The sequence below is a fragment of the Streptomyces sp. NPDC093984 genome (assembly GCF_044764595.1).
Classification (GTDB): Bacteria; Actinomycetota; Actinomycetes; order Streptomycetales; family Streptomycetaceae; genus Streptomyces; species Streptomyces cynarae.
The window spans coordinates 83216-98748 of sequence record NZ_JBIWIM010000011.1 but is presented as its reverse complement, the minus strand read 5'-3'; the positions used below and the strand labels follow the sequence as shown (position 1 = coordinate 98748).

Below are 15533 nucleotides of genomic sequence, written 5' to 3'. Positions count from 1 at the left end.
CGATGCTGACCGCCGTCGACCACGTCCAGCTCGCCGCCCCGCCCGGCTCCGAGGACCTGCTGCGCGCGTACTACGTCGACGTCCTCGGCATGAAGGAGATCCCCAAGCCGCCGGTGCTCGCGGCGCGCGGGGGCTGCTGGTTCCAGGCGGGGACCGTGCAGCTCCACCTGGGTGTCGAGGAGGACTTCAGGCCCGCGAGGAAGGCCCACCCCGGGCTGCGGGTCACGGGGATCGAGGCGTACGCGGCGCGGCTCGCCGAACGCGGGGCGCCGGTCACCTGGGACGACAACCTGCCCGGGCACCGGCGTTTCTACTCGGAGGATCCGGTGGGGAACCGGCTGGAGTTCCTCGAGCCGGTGGCCACAGCGCCCTGAGCACGCGGCACGTGGCACGGGGGTCGCGCGGGCGCGCCTCAGCTCTTCCGGTGACCTATGAGCCGCGGCTTCGGCTCCAGCCCGTCCAGGCCGTGCCACGCCAGGTTCACCAGATGCGCCGCCACCTCCGCCTTCTTCGGGCGGCGCACGTCCAGCCACCACTGGCCCGTCAGCGCGACCATCCCGACCAGCGCCTGCGCGTACAGCGGGGCCAGCTTCGGGTCGAAGCCGCGGCTCTTGAACTCACGGCCCAGAATGTCCTCCACCTGCGTCGCGATGTCCGAGATCAGCGACGCGAAGGAGCCCGTCGACTGCGGGATGGGGGAGTCCCGGACCAGGATCCGGAAACCGTCCGTGTACTCCTCGATGTAGTCCAGCAGCGCGAACGCGGCCTGCTCGCACAGCTCACGCGGGTGCCCGGCCGTCAGGGAGCTTGTCACCATGTCCAGCAGGCGCCGCATCTCGCGGTCCACCACCACCGCGTACAGCCCCTCCTTGCCGCCGAAGTGCTCGTACACCACCGGCTTGGACACCCCGGCCTTGGCCGCGATCTCCTCCACCGACGTGCCCTCGAAGCCCTTCGCGGCGAACAGCGTGCGACCGATCTCCAGCAGCTGCTGGCGGCGCTCGGCACCGGTCATCCGAGTACGGCGCGGGCGCCGCGGCTTGTCGCTGCTGGGGGTGCTGGAGTCGGTCGCCACACCGCCATCATGCCGTGTCGGCGGTCACCTTCCCGCGTCGGGAGCCACTCCCGTCACCGTTGCGACGCGAATCGATACGCGAGCGTGACGGCCAGCGCACGTCGTACGCCCACCCCAGCTGCTCGAACCAGCGGATGATCCGCGCCGAGGAGTCCAGCTGGCCCCGCTCCACACCGTGCCGTGCCGACGTCGGGTCCGCGTGGTGCAGGTTGTGCCACGACTCGCCGCACGACAGGATCGCCAGCCACCACACGTTGCCCGAACGGTCGCGCGACTTGAACGGCCGCTTGCCCACCGCGTGGCAGATCGAGTTGATCGACCACGTCACGTGGTGCAGCAGAGCCACCCGGACGAGCGACCCCCAGAAGAACGCGGTGAACGCTCCCCACCAGGACATCGTGGCCAGCCCGCCGATCAGTGCGGGCAGCACCAGCGACACGGTCGTCCACAGCGCGAACTGGCGCGAGATCGCCCGCATCGCCGGGTCCTTGATCAGGTCCGGGGCGTACTTGTCCTGGGGTGTCTGCTCCTCGTCGAACATCCAGCCGACGTGGGCCCACCACAGGCCCTTCATCAGCGCGGGGACCGTCTCCCCGTAGCGCCACGGGGAGTGCGGGTCGCCCTCCGCGTCGGAGAACTTGTGGTGCTTGCGGTGGTCGGCCACCCAGCGCACCAGCGGCCCCTCCACGGCCATCGACCCCGCGATCGCCAACGCGATCTTCAGGGGCCGCTTCGCCTTGAACGAGCCGTGCGTGAAGTGACGGTGGAAACCGATCGTGATGCCGTGGCAGCCCAGGTAGTAGAAGAAGACCAGCAGGCCCATATCGAGCCAGCTCACGCCCCATCCCCACGCCAGCGGCACGGCTGCGACAAGCGCGAGGAACGGGACGGTGATGAACAGCAGCAGCGTGATCTGCTCGATCGAGCGCTTCTGCTCGCCACCCAGCGTCGCGGAGGGCAGCGGAGAGTTGTCGTTCGCCTTCGGGGCGTCTTCGATCACATCGGAGCTCGTGGTCATGGGGCGTCCCCTGTGGGGTCGAGGGTCAAAACAAATGCCCGGATACGGCACCCGGCGGACTCCCGCCACCTGACGGGAGACCTACGGTTCCGTAACCTACGGCGTCGTAAGTATGGCAGTGCGTCGCTCGGCGGCAAGAGCCCGAAAGCCTGCGCGTCCGCATCGCCACCTATCCTTGGAGTCGGTCGGACAGCGCGGTCCGCTCTGATTTCTTCCCGGATGCCCGGACCGTATGCGGCAGCCGCCGCGCACGGCACCCATCCGGGTCCCCCTTCGGATGAGCTTCAACACTGCAAGGAGCCGCACCTGTGAGCAGTGCCGACGACCAGACGACGACGACCAGCAGTGAACTGCGCGCCGACATCCGCCGACTGGGCGACCTGCTCGGCGAGACCCTCGTCCGCCAGGAAGGCCCCGAGCTCCTGGAACTGGTCGAGAGGGTCCGCCGGCTGACCCGCGAGGACGGCGAAGCCGCCGCGGAACTGCTGCGCGGAACCGAACTGGAGACCGCCGCCAAGCTGGTGCGCGCCTTCTCCACCTACTTCCACCTGGCGAACGTCACCGAGCAGGTGCACCGCGGCCGCGAACTGCGCGCCAAGCGCGCCGCCGAGGGCGGCCTGCTCTCCCGCACCGCCGACCGCCTCAAGGACGCCGACCCCGACCACCTGCGCGACACCGTCCGCAACCTCAACGTGCGCCCCGTCTTCACTGCGCACCCCACCGAGGCCGCGCGCCGGTCCGTCCTCAACAAGCTCCGGCGCATCGCAGCACTCCTGGAAACCCCCGTCATCGAGTCCGACCGGCGCCGCCACGACACCCGGCTCGCCGAGAACATCGACCTCATCTGGCAGACCGACGAGCTCCGCGTCGTCCGCCCCGAACCCGCCGACGAGGCCCGCAACGCCATTTACTACCTCGACGAACTCCACGCCGGCGCCGTCGGCGACGTCCTCGAGGACCTCACCGCGGAACTCGAACGCGTCGGCGTCAAGCTCCCCGACGAGACCCGCCCCGTCACCTTCGGCACCTGGATCGGCGGCGACCGCGACGGCAACCCGAACGTCACCCCCGACGTCACCTGGGATGTCCTCATCCTCCAGCACGAGCACGGCATCAACGACGCCCTGGAGACGATCGACGAGCTGCGCGGCTTCCTGTCCAACTCCATCCGCTACACCGGCGCCACCGAGGAACTCCTGGATTCCCTCAAGACCGACCTGGACCTCCTGCCCGAGATCAGCCCCCGCTACAAGCGCCTCAACGCCGAGGAGCCCTACCGGCTCAAGGCCACCTGCATCCGCCAGAAGCTCGTCAACACCAAGCAGCGCCTCGCCAAGGGCACCCAGCACGAGCCCGGCCGCGACTACCTCGGCACCAGCGAACTCCTGCACGACCTCAGAGTCATCCAGACCTCCCTGCGCGCCCACCGCGGCGGCCTCTTCGCCGACGGCCGCCTCGCCCGAACCATCCGCACCCTGGCCGCCTTCGGCCTCCAGCTCGCCACCATGGACGTCCGCGAACACGCCGACGCCCACCACCACGCCCTCGGTCAGCTCTTCGACCGGCTCGGCGAGGAATCCTGGCGCTACGACGACATGCCCCGCGAGTACCGCCTCAAGCTGCTCGCCAAGGAGCTCCGCTCCCGCCGCCCCCTCGCCCCCACCCCGGCACCGCTCGACGCGGCCGGCGCCAAGACCCTCGGCACCTTCGAGACCATCAAGCGTGCCCTGAAGGTCTTCGGCCCCGAAGTCATCGAGTCCTACATCATCTCCATGTGCCAGGGCGCCGACGACGTCTTCGCCGCCGCCGTCCTCGCCCGCGAAGCCGGCCTCCTCGACCTCCACGCCGGCTGGGCCAAGATCGGCATCGTCCCCCTCCTGGAGACCACCGACGAGCTCAAGGCCGCCGACACCATCCTCGAGGACATGCTCTCCGACCCCTCCTACCGGCGCCTGGTCGCGCTGCGCGGAGACGTCCAGGAGGTCATGCTCGGCTACAGCGACTCCTCCAAGTTCGGCGGCATCACCACCTCCCAGTGGGAGATCCACCGCGCCCAGCGCCGCCTGCGCGACGTAGCCCACCGCTACGGCGTGCGCCTGCGCCTCTTCCACGGCCGCGGCGGCACCGTCGGCCGCGGCGGCGGCCCCACCCACGACGCCATCCTCGCCCAGCCCTGGGGCACCCTCGAAGGCGAGATCAAGGTCACCGAACAGGGCGAGGTCATCTCCGACAAGTACCTCATCCCCTCCCTCGCCCGCGAGAACCTCGAACTGACGGTCGCGGCCACCCTGCAGGCCTCCGCCCTGCACACCGCCCCCCGCCAGTCCGGCGAGGCCCTCGCCCGCTGGGACGCCGCCATGGACGTCGTCTCCGACGCCGCCCACGCCGCCTACCGCAAGCTCGTCGAGGACCCCGACCTGCCGACGTACTTCCTCGCGTCGACGCCGGTGGACCAGCTCGCCGACTTGCACCTGGGCTCCCGGCCCTCCCGCCGCCCCGGCTCCGGCGTCTCGCTCGACGGCCTGCGCGCCATCCCCTGGGTGTTCGGCTGGACCCAGTCCCGGCAGATCGTCCCCGGCTGGTACGGCGTCGGCTCCGGCCTCAAGGCCCTGCGCGAAGCCGGCCTCGACACCGTGCTCAACGAGATGCACGAACAGTGGCACTTCTTCCGCAACTTCATCTCCAACGTCGAGATGACCCTCGCCAAGACCGACCTGCGGATCGCCCAGCACTACGTCGACACACTCGTCCCCGACAACCTCAAGCACATCTTCGACACCATCCGGGCCGAACACGAACTCACCGTCCGCGAGGTACTCCGCGTCACCGGCGAACAGGAACTGCTCGACGCCCAGCCGGTGCTCAAGCAGACCTTCGCCATCCGCGACGCCTACCTCGACCCCATCTCCTACCTCCAGGTCGCCCTCCTCAAGCGCCAGCGCGACGCGGTCGCCGCAGGCGAGGAACCCGACCCGCTGCTCTCCCGCGCCCTGCTCCTCACCGTCAACGGCGTCGCGGCCGGCCTGCGCAACACCGGCTGACACCGCCCCGGACACCACAGTGCCCCCGAGCCGCAAAAGGCTCGGGGGCACCGTCACATCCCGCGGACGTCAGCCCCGGGCGGCCCTGCGGCGCCACAGCACCAGACCACCACCGGCGGCCACCAGCGCCGCCGCCACACCGGACAACAGCCCCACCGGAGCACCACTGCCCGTCTCCGCCAGGTCACCGCCGCCACCCTGCGCCGAAGGCGACGCGGACGCGGAAGCCGACACCGACGCGCCCGCACCCGACGACGAACTCGGCGAGGCGCTCGCACCGACCGTGCCCGACGGGGAGGCCGACGCGGAGGCCGACACGGACGCCGAGGGGGAGCCCGACGGCGCGGTACCGCCCCCGCCGGAAGCCTCGCACTCCGTCCAGAACACCTTGTGCTTGGCCGCACCCTTCTCGCCGTCGAAGTTCCAGAACAGCTTGTAGTGCCCGTCGGGCAGCGTCATGTCGGCCGTACGGCCATGGCCGTCGGCGTCCAAGGTGATCGCACCGCTCTTCACGGTCTCACCCTTGGTGGCGGCGGTCGGGGCCCACGCCTCGATGTGCCAGTCCACCTGCTGCCGGCCATCGAAGTTGAAGGCGTCGAGGTAGAACGAGCACACGTGCGGCTCGTTGCGCTGGTCGAACTCGTCCGTGGCGGACTTGTGGATCTTCACGTCGCCGTTGTCGCCCCGAGCCGAGGCATGGGCGGACGGAGCGGTCAGCAACGCTGCTGAGGCGACGGCGACGAAAGCACCGGCGCGCATGAGGGTACGCATGGGCAAGTCCATCTTCGAGGAACGGAAGGAAAGACGTGGAGGGGGCGGCTCAGCATCCGGCCCACGAACACCACACGTCAATCACGAAGAGGCAACAGACTCTTCATTCACAAGCGCAGGACAAGCCGTCGGAAGTCACAGCGCCACAAATGCAGCCGTCAACAGCGCCACCCCCGACGCCGCCAGCACCCACCCCGTCCGCTTCAGCCGCAGCCCGCCCGCCACCACCACCGACGCCATCAACAACGCCCCGGCCAGCGGAAGCCACGCATACAGAACCCCCGCCGGACCCGAACGGACCACCTCGTCCGTGCCCGGCTTCACCACCACCGCGTACGTCCGCCCCCGCCGCACCGCCACCGTCTGCTCGATCGTCACACGGTCACGCGCCGTCGCCCCCGCCGACACCGGCCTGAACGGACCACTGCACGCATCCGCCCCACACCGCGTCACCTCGACCGTGCCGCGCTCACGACCCTTGGTCAGCATCACGAGCTGCGCCGTACTCCACGACCCCCACACCCCACCGACCACGATCAGCGCGGCGACCGCCCCCATCACCACCACCCGCACCGACAGGAGCGCGGCGGACGAGGCCCGGCGAGAACGGGCGGCGGTGGCAGGCATGGCGGGGATCATGGGACATCCCCGCACACCCGGTCAACCCCGCAGGGCGACACATCACGAGTTGTACGTACTCTGCGCCCGCTCCAGCCCGTCGATCACCAGACACTCCACCGCATCCGCCGCCCGGTCCACGAAGTAGTCCAGCTCCTTGCGCTCCGCCGAGGAGAAATCCTTCAACACGAAGTCCGCCACCTGCATACGCCCCGGCGGACGCCCGATGCCGAACCGCGCCCGGTGATACTCCGACCCCAACGCCTTCGTGATCGACTTCAACCCGTTGTGACCGTTGTCGCCACCACCGAGCTTCAACCGCAGCGTCCCGTAATCGATGTCCAGCTCGTCATGGACCGCGACGACATTCCCCACCGGCACCTTGTAGAACTCCCGCAGAGCGTTCACCGGGCCACCCGACAGGTTCATGTACGACATCGGCTTCACCAGGACCACCCGACGGCTCCCCGGACCCGGCGGCCCGATCCGCCCCTCCACGACCTGCGCCTGCGCCTTCCCCGCCCGCTTGAACTTCCCCCCGACCCGCCCCGCCAGCAGATCCACCACCATGAACCCCACGTTGTGCCGGTTCATGGCGTACTCGGGCCCGGGATTACCGAGCCCCACGATGAGCCAGGGCGCGCCTGGATCGGTCGTCACGTCCACGTCTCCTCTATACGCGCCAGCCGCCACTCCAGAAGGAGCAGCGGCTGACGAAACGGTGTCGGTGAGGGATCAGGCCTCGGCAGCGGCCTCTTCGCCCTCGGCCTCGCCCTCAGCGGCCTCCTCGGCCTGCGCGGCCAGCACCTGCAGGACCACCGCGTCCTCGTCCACGGCCAGCGTGGTGCCGGACGGGAGCGGGATGTCCTTGGCGAGGATGGAGGCGCCGGCCGCCAGACCCTCGATCGAGACGGTCAGCGCCTCGGGGATGTGCGTGGCCTCCGCCTCGACCGGCAGCGCGTTCAGCACGTGCTCCAGCAGGTTGCCACCCGGAGCCAGCTCACCCTCGGCGTGCACCGGGATCTCGACCGTGACCTTCTCGCCGCGCTTGACCAGCTGCAGGTCGACGTGCTCCAGGAAGCCCTTGATCGGGTCACGCTGCACGGACTTCGGGATCGCCAGCTCAGTGCCCTTGCCGTCGATGTCCAAAGAGATCAGGACGTTCGGCGTACGCAGCGCCAGCAGCAGGTCGTGACCCGGGAACGTCAGGTGCAGCGGGTCCGAACCGTGCCCGTACAGCACGCCCGGAACCTTGCTGTCACGGCGGATACGACGCGCGGCACCCTTGCCGAACTCGGTGCGCGTCTCGGCGGAGATCTTCACCTCGGACATCTCTCACTCCTCGTAGTAGTACGTAGAACAAACGGTCGGGGTCACCCGGCCACGAACGGCCTGCTACGAAGAGCGCGTCGATAACGGACCGCCGCATTCGAGAAACGAGTGCGGCCTCCCTCGCCGAGCAACTGCAGCAGTTTACTCGGAAAGGGAGGCCGCACCCAAAACGATCTCCGCCGACCCCAGGGCCGGTAGGTACTACTGGTACTACTGCTCGTCGAACAGGCTCGTCACCGAACCGTCCTCGAACACCTCACGCACCGCACTCGCGATCGTCGGAGCGATCGACAAAACCGTGATCTTGTCCAGGTCCCGGCCCAGCTCACCCGGCGTCGGCAGCGTGTCCGTGAAGATGAACTCACTCACCCGCGAGTTCTTCAGACGATCCGCCGCGGGACCCGACAGCACACCATGCGTCGCCGCCACGATGACATCCTCCGCACCGTGCGCGAACAACGCGTCCGCCGCCGCACAGATCGTGCCACCCGTGTCGATCATGTCATCGACCAGGACACACACCCGGCCCTCGACCTCACCCACGACCTCGTGCACCGTCACCTGGTTCGCGACGTCCTTGTCCCGCCGCTTGTGCACGATCGCGAGAGGCGCGCCCAGCCGGTCGCACCAGCGGTCCGCGACCCGCACCCGGCCGGCGTCCGGCGACACCACCGTCAGCTTGTCCCGGTCCGCCTTCCCGCCCACGTAGTCCGCCAGCAGCGGCAACGCGAACAGGTGATCCACCGGACCGTCGAAGAAACCCTGGATCTGATCCGTGTGCAGGTCCACCGTCAGAATCCGGTCCGCACCCGCCGTCTTCATCAGATCAGCGATCAGACGCGCCGAAATCGGTTCACGTCCCCGGTGCTTCTTGTCCTGCCGCGCGTAACCGTAGAACGGCACAATCACGGTGATGGAACGCGCCGACGCACGCTTCAGCGCGTCGATCATGATCAACTGCTCCATGATCCACTTGTTGATCGGAGCCGTATGGCTCTGGATCAGGAAGCAGTCGGCACCCCGCGCCGACTCCTGATAACGCACATAGATCTCACCGTTCGCGAAGTCGAAGGCCTTCGTCGGGACGACCCCGACACCCAGCTGCTGGGCGACCTCCTCGGCAAGCTCGGGGTGGGCGCGGCCGGAGAAGAACATCAACTTCTTCAGGCCGGTCGTCTTGATCCCGGTCACGACACTGTCTCCTCAGAGGTCATAACTCAGCTGGGCATCCAGAGGCCGCCACAGCCACAACGGCTGGAAACGGACGACCGTCTCAGCTGGTGGGGTGCGGGTGTGCACTTATCACGGTACGCCGTCACAGACGCGCCTGATTCCGGTCAGCCCTCGCCATCCGACTCCCGGGAAGCCGCCTCAGCCGCCTTCGCAGCCGCACTCCCCGGACGCTTGCGAGCCACCCAACCCTCGATATTCCGCTGCTGACCACGGGCCACAGCCAGCGAACCGGGCGGCACATCCTTCGTGATCACAGAACCCGCCGCCGTGTACGCGCCGTCCCCGATCGTGACAGGAGCCACAAACATGTTGTCCGAACCGGTACGGCAATGGGACCCCACCGTGGTGTGGTGTTTGTCCTGTCCGTCATAGTTCACGAAGACACTCGCGGCACCGATGTTCGTGTACTCACCGATCGTCGCATCACCGACATAGGACAGGTGAGGGATCTTCGTCCCCTCACCGATCGAGGCGTTCTTCGTCTCGACGTACGTACCGACCTTCGACTTCAGGCCCAGACGCGTACCCGGGCGAAGATAGGCGTACGGACCCACGGAAGCCTGCGGCCCGACCACCGCACCGTCGGACACAGTGTTGCTGACCCGCGCCCCGGCACCGACCTCGGTGTCCTTCAGCCGCGCATTCGGACCGACCTCGGCACCCTCACCGACGTACGTCGCACCCAGAAGCTGCGTACCCGGGTGGACGATGGCGTCCTGCCCGAACGCCACGGTGACATCGACCCAGGTGGTCGCCGGGTCGACCACGGTCACACCCGACAACATGGCGTCCGTCAGCAGCCGGTCGTTCAGGATGCGACGCGCCTCCGCGAGCTGCACCCGGTTGTTGATGCCGGCGATCTCGCGATGATCGACCGCGACGCACGCCCCCACCCGGTGCCCGGCCTCCCGCAGAATCCCCAGCACATCCGTCAGGTACTCCTCACCCTGACTGTTGTCCGTCCGGACCTGCTTCAGCGCCTCCGCCAGCAACCGGCCGTCGAAAGCGAAGACACCCGAGTTGATCTCACGAATCGCCCGCTGCGCGTCGTCGGCGTCCTTGTGCTCGACGATCGCGGTGACGGCACCCGTGCCGTCCCGCACGATCCGGCCGTAGCCCGTGGCGTCCGGCACCTCGGCCGTCAGCACCGTGACGGCGTTGCCGTCCTCACCATGGGTCGCGGCGAGCCGCCGCAGCGTCTCACCGGTCAGCAGCGGAGTGTCACCACACACGACCACCACGGTCCCCTCGACGGACCCACCCAGCTCCTCCAGAGCCATCCGCACGGCGTGCCCCGTGCCGTTCTGCTCGGCCTGCACGGCCGTACGGACATCCGGATCGATCTCGGAGAGGTGCGCCGTGACCTGCTCCCGGGCATGGCCCACGACGACGACGAGATTCTCGGGCTTCAACTCGCGCGCGGAGGCGAGCACATGCCCGACGAGGGAACGACCGCAGATCTCGTGCAGAACCTTGGGTGTGGCCGACTTCATACGGGTGCCCTCACCCGCTGCAAGAACAACGACGGCGGCCGGGCGGTTGGCGCTCACGGGGATGCCCTTCGGCTTCTGGGGGTGGGGTGGACACCCGCAGGATACCGGGGCGTTTCTCTGGGGACATGCGAGCGGGCCCTGACGGGGATGTCACCGGTCAGGACCCGAACCGAGCATTTGCTCCCGGGAGAGGATTCGAACCCCTATAAGTGGCACCAAAAACCACCGTCTTGCCCTTAGACGACCCGGGATTGCCGCTATGTCCGATTTGCTAGATCGGCTGCGGAACCAGCACCTACTATGCCGTACCACCAGCCCTCAATGCGACGGTGTAGGTCGGCGCTTCGTAGAACGGCGACCCTCAGGCAGCCGAAGTAACCCTCACCGGTGTTGGTGCGGTTGGTTCGGGGGTTGTGCCTCTTGAGGCTGGTTTTCAGCAGGTCGTGGACCTCGATGCCGACTAGGCCGGCCCAGTAGGCCTCCGCCTTTGCGATATCGGCCGACTCGTGGATATTGACCGAGAACCGTCGGCGCTCCTTCGCTACGCCGAGCAGGTCGAGCCATGCGAGGAACAGCTTGATCATGTTCGGGTCGCTGTTCACGAAGATCACGCGCCGGTGCGTGCCAGGTTTGGCCTTTGCGCCTTCGGACCAGTAGAGCCCGACGCCGATCAAGAACAGCTCCCGGGCGGTGAGCGGGCCAATCTCGTTAGAGGCGGTGTCCGTCAGTTCCGCCCGTGCGGCGGCGCGGTCCTCGGCAGCGCGCCGCGCTCCACGCCGAGCGGGTGTCATGTCGGTTCGGCGCTCGCGCTCCGGTGCGGGCAGATCCCGAACCCAAAGCGACACCGAACTCTTGGAGCAGCCCAGCTCGGCCTGGATCTGGTTGTACGTCCAGCCTTGCTTGCGTAGCTCCCGCGCCCGTTCGCGGGGGTCGTCCTTCGCCTGGGGGCGCTTCGTCCATTCCGGTGGTGGCTCTCCCTTCACCAGCTGGTTGAGGATGTCGTTGTTGAAGATCTTCAGCTCGTCGCGGATCTGCCGGAGGCTGTGGCCGCCGCGTCGCAGCGCCACCGCCCGCTCCCGGAGTCCCTCGAAGTCCGCGTACTTGCCCTGTGCGTGTGCCATGGGCATAACCTCTGGGCGGAATTCGTCCTTCCGCGGTCGAACGGTGTGCGATTCAGCAGTTCGAGGGATTCCGGGGCGTTTCGCTTCTGTTCGGTTACGGAGTGTGGTGTGGCGCAGTCGTGGAAACTCGCCGGAAAAGCCGTGCGGGGCGCCCGTAGGCTGGAGCCATGACCACGTCGGGGGAAGTGCACACCGCGGCCGGGGGGCCGTGGTGGTGGGTGCGGTGGCGTAGTGCCGTGCTCGATATCGGGCTCGCGGCGGTGTCCGCCGTGGAGTGTGCGGTGGAGGGGCTTCAGTTCTCGCGGGATGCCGGGTTGCCGGCTCCGGTGGGGATGGTGTTCGGGCTGTTCGCGGGGCTGACGCTGTTGTTGCGGCGGCGGTGGCCCGTTGCTGTCGTGCTGGTGAGTATCGCCGTCACGCCGGCGCAGATGGGGTTCCTGATGGGGCTCGTCGGGTTGTACACCCTTGCGGCTTCGGAGTTGCCTCGGCGGATCATCGGTGCGCTGGCGGGGATGTCGTTCGTGGGGATGTTCGTCGTCACGTATGTGCGGGCGCATCAGGGGATGGTTCGGGGGGATCTGTCCATCGCTGGTGGGTTCATTCCGTTTCTGTCTGTCACCACCGCCCTTGGTATGACCGCTCCTCCTGTGCTTCTCGGTCTGTACGTCGGTGCCCGGCGGCGGCTGATGGAGAGCTTGCGGGAGCGGGCGGATTCGCTGGAGCGGGAGCTGATGCTGCTCGCGGAGCGGGCGGAGGAGCGTGCGGAGTGGGCGCGGAACGAGGAGCGGACGCGGATCGCGCGGGAGATGCATGACGTCGTCGCGCATCGGGTGAGTCTGATGGTGGTGCATGCGGCGGCGCTTCAGGCTGTCGCGCGGAAGGATCCCGAGAAGGCGGTGAAGAACGCCGCTCTGGTCGGGGACATGGGGCGGCAGGCGCTGACCGAGTTGCGGCAGATGCTGGGTGTGCTGCGCAGCGGGGACGGGGCTGTGTCGCGGCCGGCTCGGTCTGCTGTGTCTCTTGCCGCTGTGGGGGTGGCTGCGGCCGCTGCGGCGTCCCGGGTCGCTGAGCCGGAGTCCTCCGAGGGTCCTTGCCTCGCGGAGTTGGAGGAGTTGATCGGGCAGTCCGCTGCGGCCGGCATGGTGGTGGATCTGTCGGTGGAGGGGGAGGTGCGGTCGTATGCGCCGGAGGTGGAGCAGACGGCGTACCGGGTGGTGCAGGAGGCGTTGACGAACGTCCACAAGCATGCGGCGGGGGCGAAGACGCATGTGCGGTTGGCGCATCGCAGTGCGGAGATCGCGATGCAGGTGGAGAACGAGCCGCCGCCGGAGCCTGGTGCGGTGGAGGCGGCGCGGTTGCCGAGTGGGGGCAATGGTCTGCTGGGGATGAAGGAGCGGGTCGGGGCGCTGGGTGGGGTGTTCGTGTCGGGGCCGACGGATGCGGGTGGGTTCCGGGTGTCGGCGGTGATTCCGGCGGAGGTGGCCTGAGTCACCCTGCGGTGAGTCGTACGGGGGCGATTCCGGTGAGGAGGGTGGTGAGGCCGTGGTCGAGGTCGGGGCCGAGGTACCAGTCGCCGGTGTGGTCGAGGGCGTAGACGCGGCCTTCGGCGTCGATGGCGATGAGGGTGTGGCTGTCGGTTTCCTCGCCGAGGGGGCTGACTTCGGTGTCGAGGGCGCGGCCGAGGTCGCCGAGGGTGCGGGCCATGTGGAGGCCGTGCAGGGGGTCGAGGTGGAGGGTGGCGGGGGCGAGTTGGCGGCCGGGGCCTTGGGCGGTGATGTGGAGGCCGCCGAATTCGGCCCAGGCTTCGACGGCGGCGGGGAAGACGGCGTGCCGGTGGCCTGCGGGTGAGGTGTGGCTGCGGAGGGTGTCGGCCCAGATTTCCGCTTGCTTTATGTCCCAGCGGCCTGGTTGCCAGCCTGCGGTGCGCAGTGCGGCGTCGACGGGGACGGAGAAGCGGGTGGTGGAGCGGTCGGCGTGCATCTGCTCTTCGTTCGTCGGGTTCCTGGTCCGGCGTGGGGGGTGCCGTTGTGCGTGTGGGTTGTGCGGTGTCAGTCCTGCGGTGTGGGGTCGATGATGCGGACGCCGAAGTGGGCGCTGAGTGCGGTGCAGGCGCGGCAGGGTGGGGCGAAGCTGCCGTGGAGGGGGTCGCCGTCCTCGCGGATGCGGCGGGCGGTGAGTTTGGCGTGTTTGAGGGCTTTGCGGGCTTCGCCGTTGGTCATGGGTTTGCGGGCGGCGCGTTTGCTGCGGGCGGCGTCGGCGGCGGCGATGTGGCGGGAGATGAGGATGGTTTCGGCGCAGCGTCCGGTGTAGCGGTCGCGTTGGCTGCTGGTGAGGGTGTCGAGGAAGTCCTGGACGAGGGGGTGCAGGGCGGGAGGTTGGTCGCCGCGGGCGGCGGTGCCGGTGAGGGTGGCGCCGCGGACGGAGAGGGCGGCGGCGACGGTGGGGAGGATGCCGTCGCGGCGGTGGCGGAGGGTGGGGGCGGGGGGCGCGTCGGTGGTGCTCCAGCCGATGCGCGGGTCGCCGGACGTGTCTGTCGGTGCCGTGTTCATGATCGTCTTTCCCCTCCCGTGCATCCCCCCGGTGGGGACACAGACTGCCAAATGCCGTGGCGGGTGCGGAAGCTGGGGCGCTGTGACACGCCCGGGTCGGGTCGTTCGGTCACGGTGGGGTGACGGCTGGTCACGTGGGGGTGGTGGGGCCGGGGGTGGGGGGAGCGGTGGGCCGGTGACCGGTGTCGTCGTACCGCATAGGCTGTCGGGGTCCGCGATCCGTATCGCCGTACAGGCCAGACAGAAAGCCGCAGGGGGCAACCGTGACGACAGGTCGGCTCGGGCAGCAGGCCGCGCCGCCGAACGCGGCATACGCCGGGCAGGTCGTGCACTTTCCGGACCCGGTGAGGGCGGCCCGGCATCCGAGGGGGGTGCGGGTCGACGAGTACGGGTTTCCGGATTTCTCGCCGTATGCCCGTGCGGCCGCTGAGATCGCGGATCCGCCGGAGGGTTTCGGTGTGGATGAGCTGCGGCTGACGGACTACGTGTCGGCGAACGCGGCGCTGGCGGCGTCGGGGCACGAGTTGTGGGACACGGTCGCGTCGGTGGCGACGCCGCATGGTTGGACGTGGCATCACGTGCGGGGTTCGCGGCGGCTGGAGTTGGTGCCGGTCGAGGTGAAGGCGCTGCTGCGGCATCACGGGGGGATCGCGACGGCGAAGGTGGATCAGAGCAAGCGGGGGACGCGGCCGTTGCAGGAGACGCGGCCGGCGCATTTCGGGTTGCCGAAGTCGTCGGTGGCGGTGACGGAGTCGCAGGTGCAGGGGGTCGAGGAGGACCTGGGGTATCGGCTGCCGGGTGCGTATCGGTCGTTTCTGAAGGCGGCGGGTGGTTGTGCGCCGGTGGGTGCGGCGCTGGACGCGGAGTTGGGTCTGCTGGTGGACCAGCCGTTCTTCACGGTGCGGGACGAGGCGGCGGTCAATGACCTGGTGTATGTGAACAAGTGTCTGCGTGACCATCTGACGAAGGACTATCTGGGCGTCGGTTTTGTGCAGGGCGGGTTGCTGGCCGTGAAGGTGAAGGGTGACCGGATCGGTTCGGTGTGGTTCTGCGCGTATGACGACGTGCGGGATGTGGACGCGTCGTGGACGCCTGCGGAGCGGGTGGAGCGGTTGTTGCTGCCGTGCGGGGACGACTTCGACCAGTTCCTGGGGCGGCTCGCGGGTAATCCGCCGGAGTTGGAGACCGTGGCGAATCTGATGGTGGACGGTGGGTTCGCGCGTGCGGTGCCGGTGTCGTCGGAGCCGTCGGCGTCTTCGGCGTCTTCGGTGGGGGAGTGAGT

The 15533-nt window shown here is 68.7% G+C and carries 15 protein-coding genes and 1 tRNA gene; 4 read left to right on the top strand and 12 right to left on the bottom strand.

Features of this window, described 5'->3' with window-relative positions:
- Positions 1-2 precede the first annotated feature (2 nt).
- Positions 3-374, top strand: coding sequence for a glyoxalase (locus ACIRC0_RS30995; protein ID WP_403622584.1), 372 nt, complete (start codon positions 3-5; stop codon positions 372-374).
- Between the two features lie 38 nt (positions 375-412).
- Here the strand turns inward: ACIRC0_RS30995 and ACIRC0_RS30990 are convergent, their stop codons facing one another.
- Together ACIRC0_RS30990 and ACIRC0_RS30985 are read right to left on the bottom strand one after the other, a co-directional pair.
- Positions 413-1015 carry a TetR/AcrR family transcriptional regulator gene (locus tag ACIRC0_RS30990; protein ID WP_236041747.1) on the bottom strand — a complete coding sequence of 201 codons (603 nt, stop codon included), beginning with the start codon at positions 1013-1015 and terminating at the stop codon, positions 413-415.
- Positions 1016-1082: 67 nt separating this feature from the next.
- A complete protein-coding gene (locus ACIRC0_RS30985; RefSeq protein ID WP_403622581.1) occupies positions 1083-2093 on the bottom strand; it encodes an acyl-CoA desaturase in 1011 nt (336 codons plus the stop codon).
- Between the two features lie 308 nt (positions 2094-2401).
- On the opposite strand from ACIRC0_RS30985, the gene ppc reads away from it, so the two are divergent.
- Positions 2402-5134, top strand: coding sequence for a phosphoenolpyruvate carboxylase (gene ppc / locus ACIRC0_RS30980; RefSeq protein WP_403622578.1), 2733 nt, complete (start codon positions 2402-2404; stop codon positions 5132-5134).
- 69 nt (positions 5135-5203) lie between these two features.
- Here the strand turns inward: ppc and ACIRC0_RS30975 are convergent, their stop codons facing one another.
- From ACIRC0_RS30975 to ACIRC0_RS30940, 8 genes are all read right to left on the bottom strand, one after another.
- Positions 5204-5905 carry an LPXTG cell wall anchor domain-containing protein gene (locus ACIRC0_RS30975; RefSeq protein WP_403622575.1) on the bottom strand — a complete coding sequence of 234 codons (702 nt, stop codon included), beginning with the start codon at positions 5903-5905 and terminating at the stop codon, positions 5204-5206.
- Between the two features lie 135 nt (positions 5906-6040).
- Positions 6041-6544 (bottom strand): hypothetical protein, encoded by a 504-nt coding sequence (locus ACIRC0_RS30970; protein WP_403622572.1) that lies wholly within the window; start codon positions 6542-6544, stop codon positions 6041-6043.
- A 42-nt stretch (positions 6545-6586) separates the two neighbouring features.
- Positions 6587-7189: an aminoacyl-tRNA hydrolase gene (gene pth / locus ACIRC0_RS30965; protein WP_403622569.1), complete on the bottom strand. Its 603-nt coding sequence runs from the start codon at positions 7187-7189 to the stop codon at positions 6587-6589.
- A 69-nt stretch (positions 7190-7258) separates the two neighbouring features.
- Complete coding sequence (locus ACIRC0_RS30960) at positions 7259-7855, bottom strand: 50S ribosomal protein L25/general stress protein Ctc (protein WP_403622566.1); 597 nt, start codon at positions 7853-7855, stop codon at positions 7259-7261.
- Between the two features lie 210 nt (positions 7856-8065).
- Positions 8066-9046: a ribose-phosphate diphosphokinase gene (locus tag ACIRC0_RS30955; protein WP_403622563.1), complete on the bottom strand. Its 981-nt coding sequence runs from the start codon at positions 9044-9046 to the stop codon at positions 8066-8068.
- Between the two features lie 146 nt (positions 9047-9192).
- Positions 9193-10638 (bottom strand): bifunctional UDP-N-acetylglucosamine diphosphorylase/glucosamine-1-phosphate N-acetyltransferase GlmU, encoded by a 1446-nt coding sequence (gene glmU / locus ACIRC0_RS30950; RefSeq protein WP_403622560.1) that lies wholly within the window; start codon positions 10636-10638, stop codon positions 9193-9195.
- Positions 10639-10761: 123 nt separating this feature from the next.
- Positions 10762-10832, bottom strand: a tRNA-Gln gene (locus ACIRC0_RS30945).
- A 6-nt stretch (positions 10833-10838) separates the two neighbouring features.
- Positions 10839-11702, bottom strand: a complete 864-nt coding sequence (locus ACIRC0_RS30940) for a helix-turn-helix domain-containing protein (RefSeq protein WP_403622557.1) — start codon at positions 11700-11702, stop codon at positions 10839-10841.
- Between the two features lie 167 nt (positions 11703-11869).
- Here ACIRC0_RS30940 and ACIRC0_RS30935 point away from each other — a divergent pair, with 167 nt between their 5' ends.
- Positions 11870-13189: a sensor histidine kinase gene (locus ACIRC0_RS30935; RefSeq protein ID WP_403622554.1), complete on the top strand. Its 1320-nt coding sequence runs from the start codon at positions 11870-11872 to the stop codon at positions 13187-13189.
- 1 nt (position 13190) lies between these two features.
- Here the strand turns inward: ACIRC0_RS30935 and ACIRC0_RS30930 are convergent, their stop codons facing one another.
- Positions 13191-13682 carry an SUKH-3 domain-containing protein gene (locus ACIRC0_RS30930; protein ID WP_403622551.1) on the bottom strand — a complete coding sequence of 164 codons (492 nt, stop codon included), beginning with the start codon at positions 13680-13682 and terminating at the stop codon, positions 13191-13193.
- Positions 13683-13750: 68 nt separating this feature from the next.
- A complete protein-coding gene (locus ACIRC0_RS30925; protein ID WP_403622548.1) occupies positions 13751-14251 on the bottom strand; it encodes a YwqJ-related putative deaminase in 501 nt (166 codons plus the stop codon).
- A gap of 263 nt (positions 14252-14514) precedes the next feature.
- Between ACIRC0_RS30925 and ACIRC0_RS30920 the strand changes: the two genes are divergently transcribed.
- Positions 14515-15531: an SMI1/KNR4 family protein gene (locus tag ACIRC0_RS30920; RefSeq protein ID WP_403622545.1), complete on the top strand. Its 1017-nt coding sequence runs from the start codon at positions 14515-14517 to the stop codon at positions 15529-15531.
- The last annotated feature ends 2 nt before the right edge of the window (positions 15532-15533 follow it).

Bases quoted from the DNA above. Each gene is read 5' to 3' on its own strand.
- ACIRC0_RS30990 (WP_236041747.1), bottom strand. From the start codon at position 1,015: ATGACCGGTGCCGAGCGCCGCCAGCAGCTGCTGGAGATCGGTCGCACG.
- ACIRC0_RS30970 (WP_403622572.1), bottom strand. From the start codon at position 6,544: ATGATCCCCGCCATGCCTGCCACCGCCGCCCGTTCTCGCCGGGCCTCG.
- ACIRC0_RS30960 (WP_403622566.1), bottom strand. From the start codon at position 7,855: ATGTCCGAGGTGAAGATCTCCGCCGAGACGCGCACCGAGTTCGGCAAG.
- ACIRC0_RS30975 (WP_403622575.1), bottom strand. From the start codon at position 5,905: ATGCGTACCCTCATGCGCGCCGGTGCTTTCGTCGCCGTCGCCTCAGCA.
- ACIRC0_RS30940 (WP_403622557.1), bottom strand. From the start codon at position 11,702: ATGGCACACGCACAGGGCAAGTACGCGGACTTCGAGGGACTCCGGGAG.
- ACIRC0_RS30935 (WP_403622554.1), top strand. From the start codon at position 11,870: ATGACCACGTCGGGGGAAGTGCACACCGCGGCCGGGGGGCCGTGGTGG.
- ACIRC0_RS30985 (WP_403622581.1), bottom strand. From the start codon at position 2,093: ATGACCACGAGCTCCGATGTGATCGAAGACGCCCCGAAGGCGAACGAC.
- ACIRC0_RS30930 (WP_403622551.1), bottom strand. From the start codon at position 13,682: ATGCACGCCGACCGCTCCACCACCCGCTTCTCCGTCCCCGTCGACGCC.
- ACIRC0_RS30995 (WP_403622584.1), top strand. From the start codon at position 3: ATGCTGACCGCCGTCGACCACGTCCAGCTCGCCGCCCCGCCCGGCTCC.
- ACIRC0_RS30925 (WP_403622548.1), bottom strand. From the start codon at position 14,251: ATGAACACGGCACCGACAGACACGTCCGGCGACCCGCGCATCGGCTGG.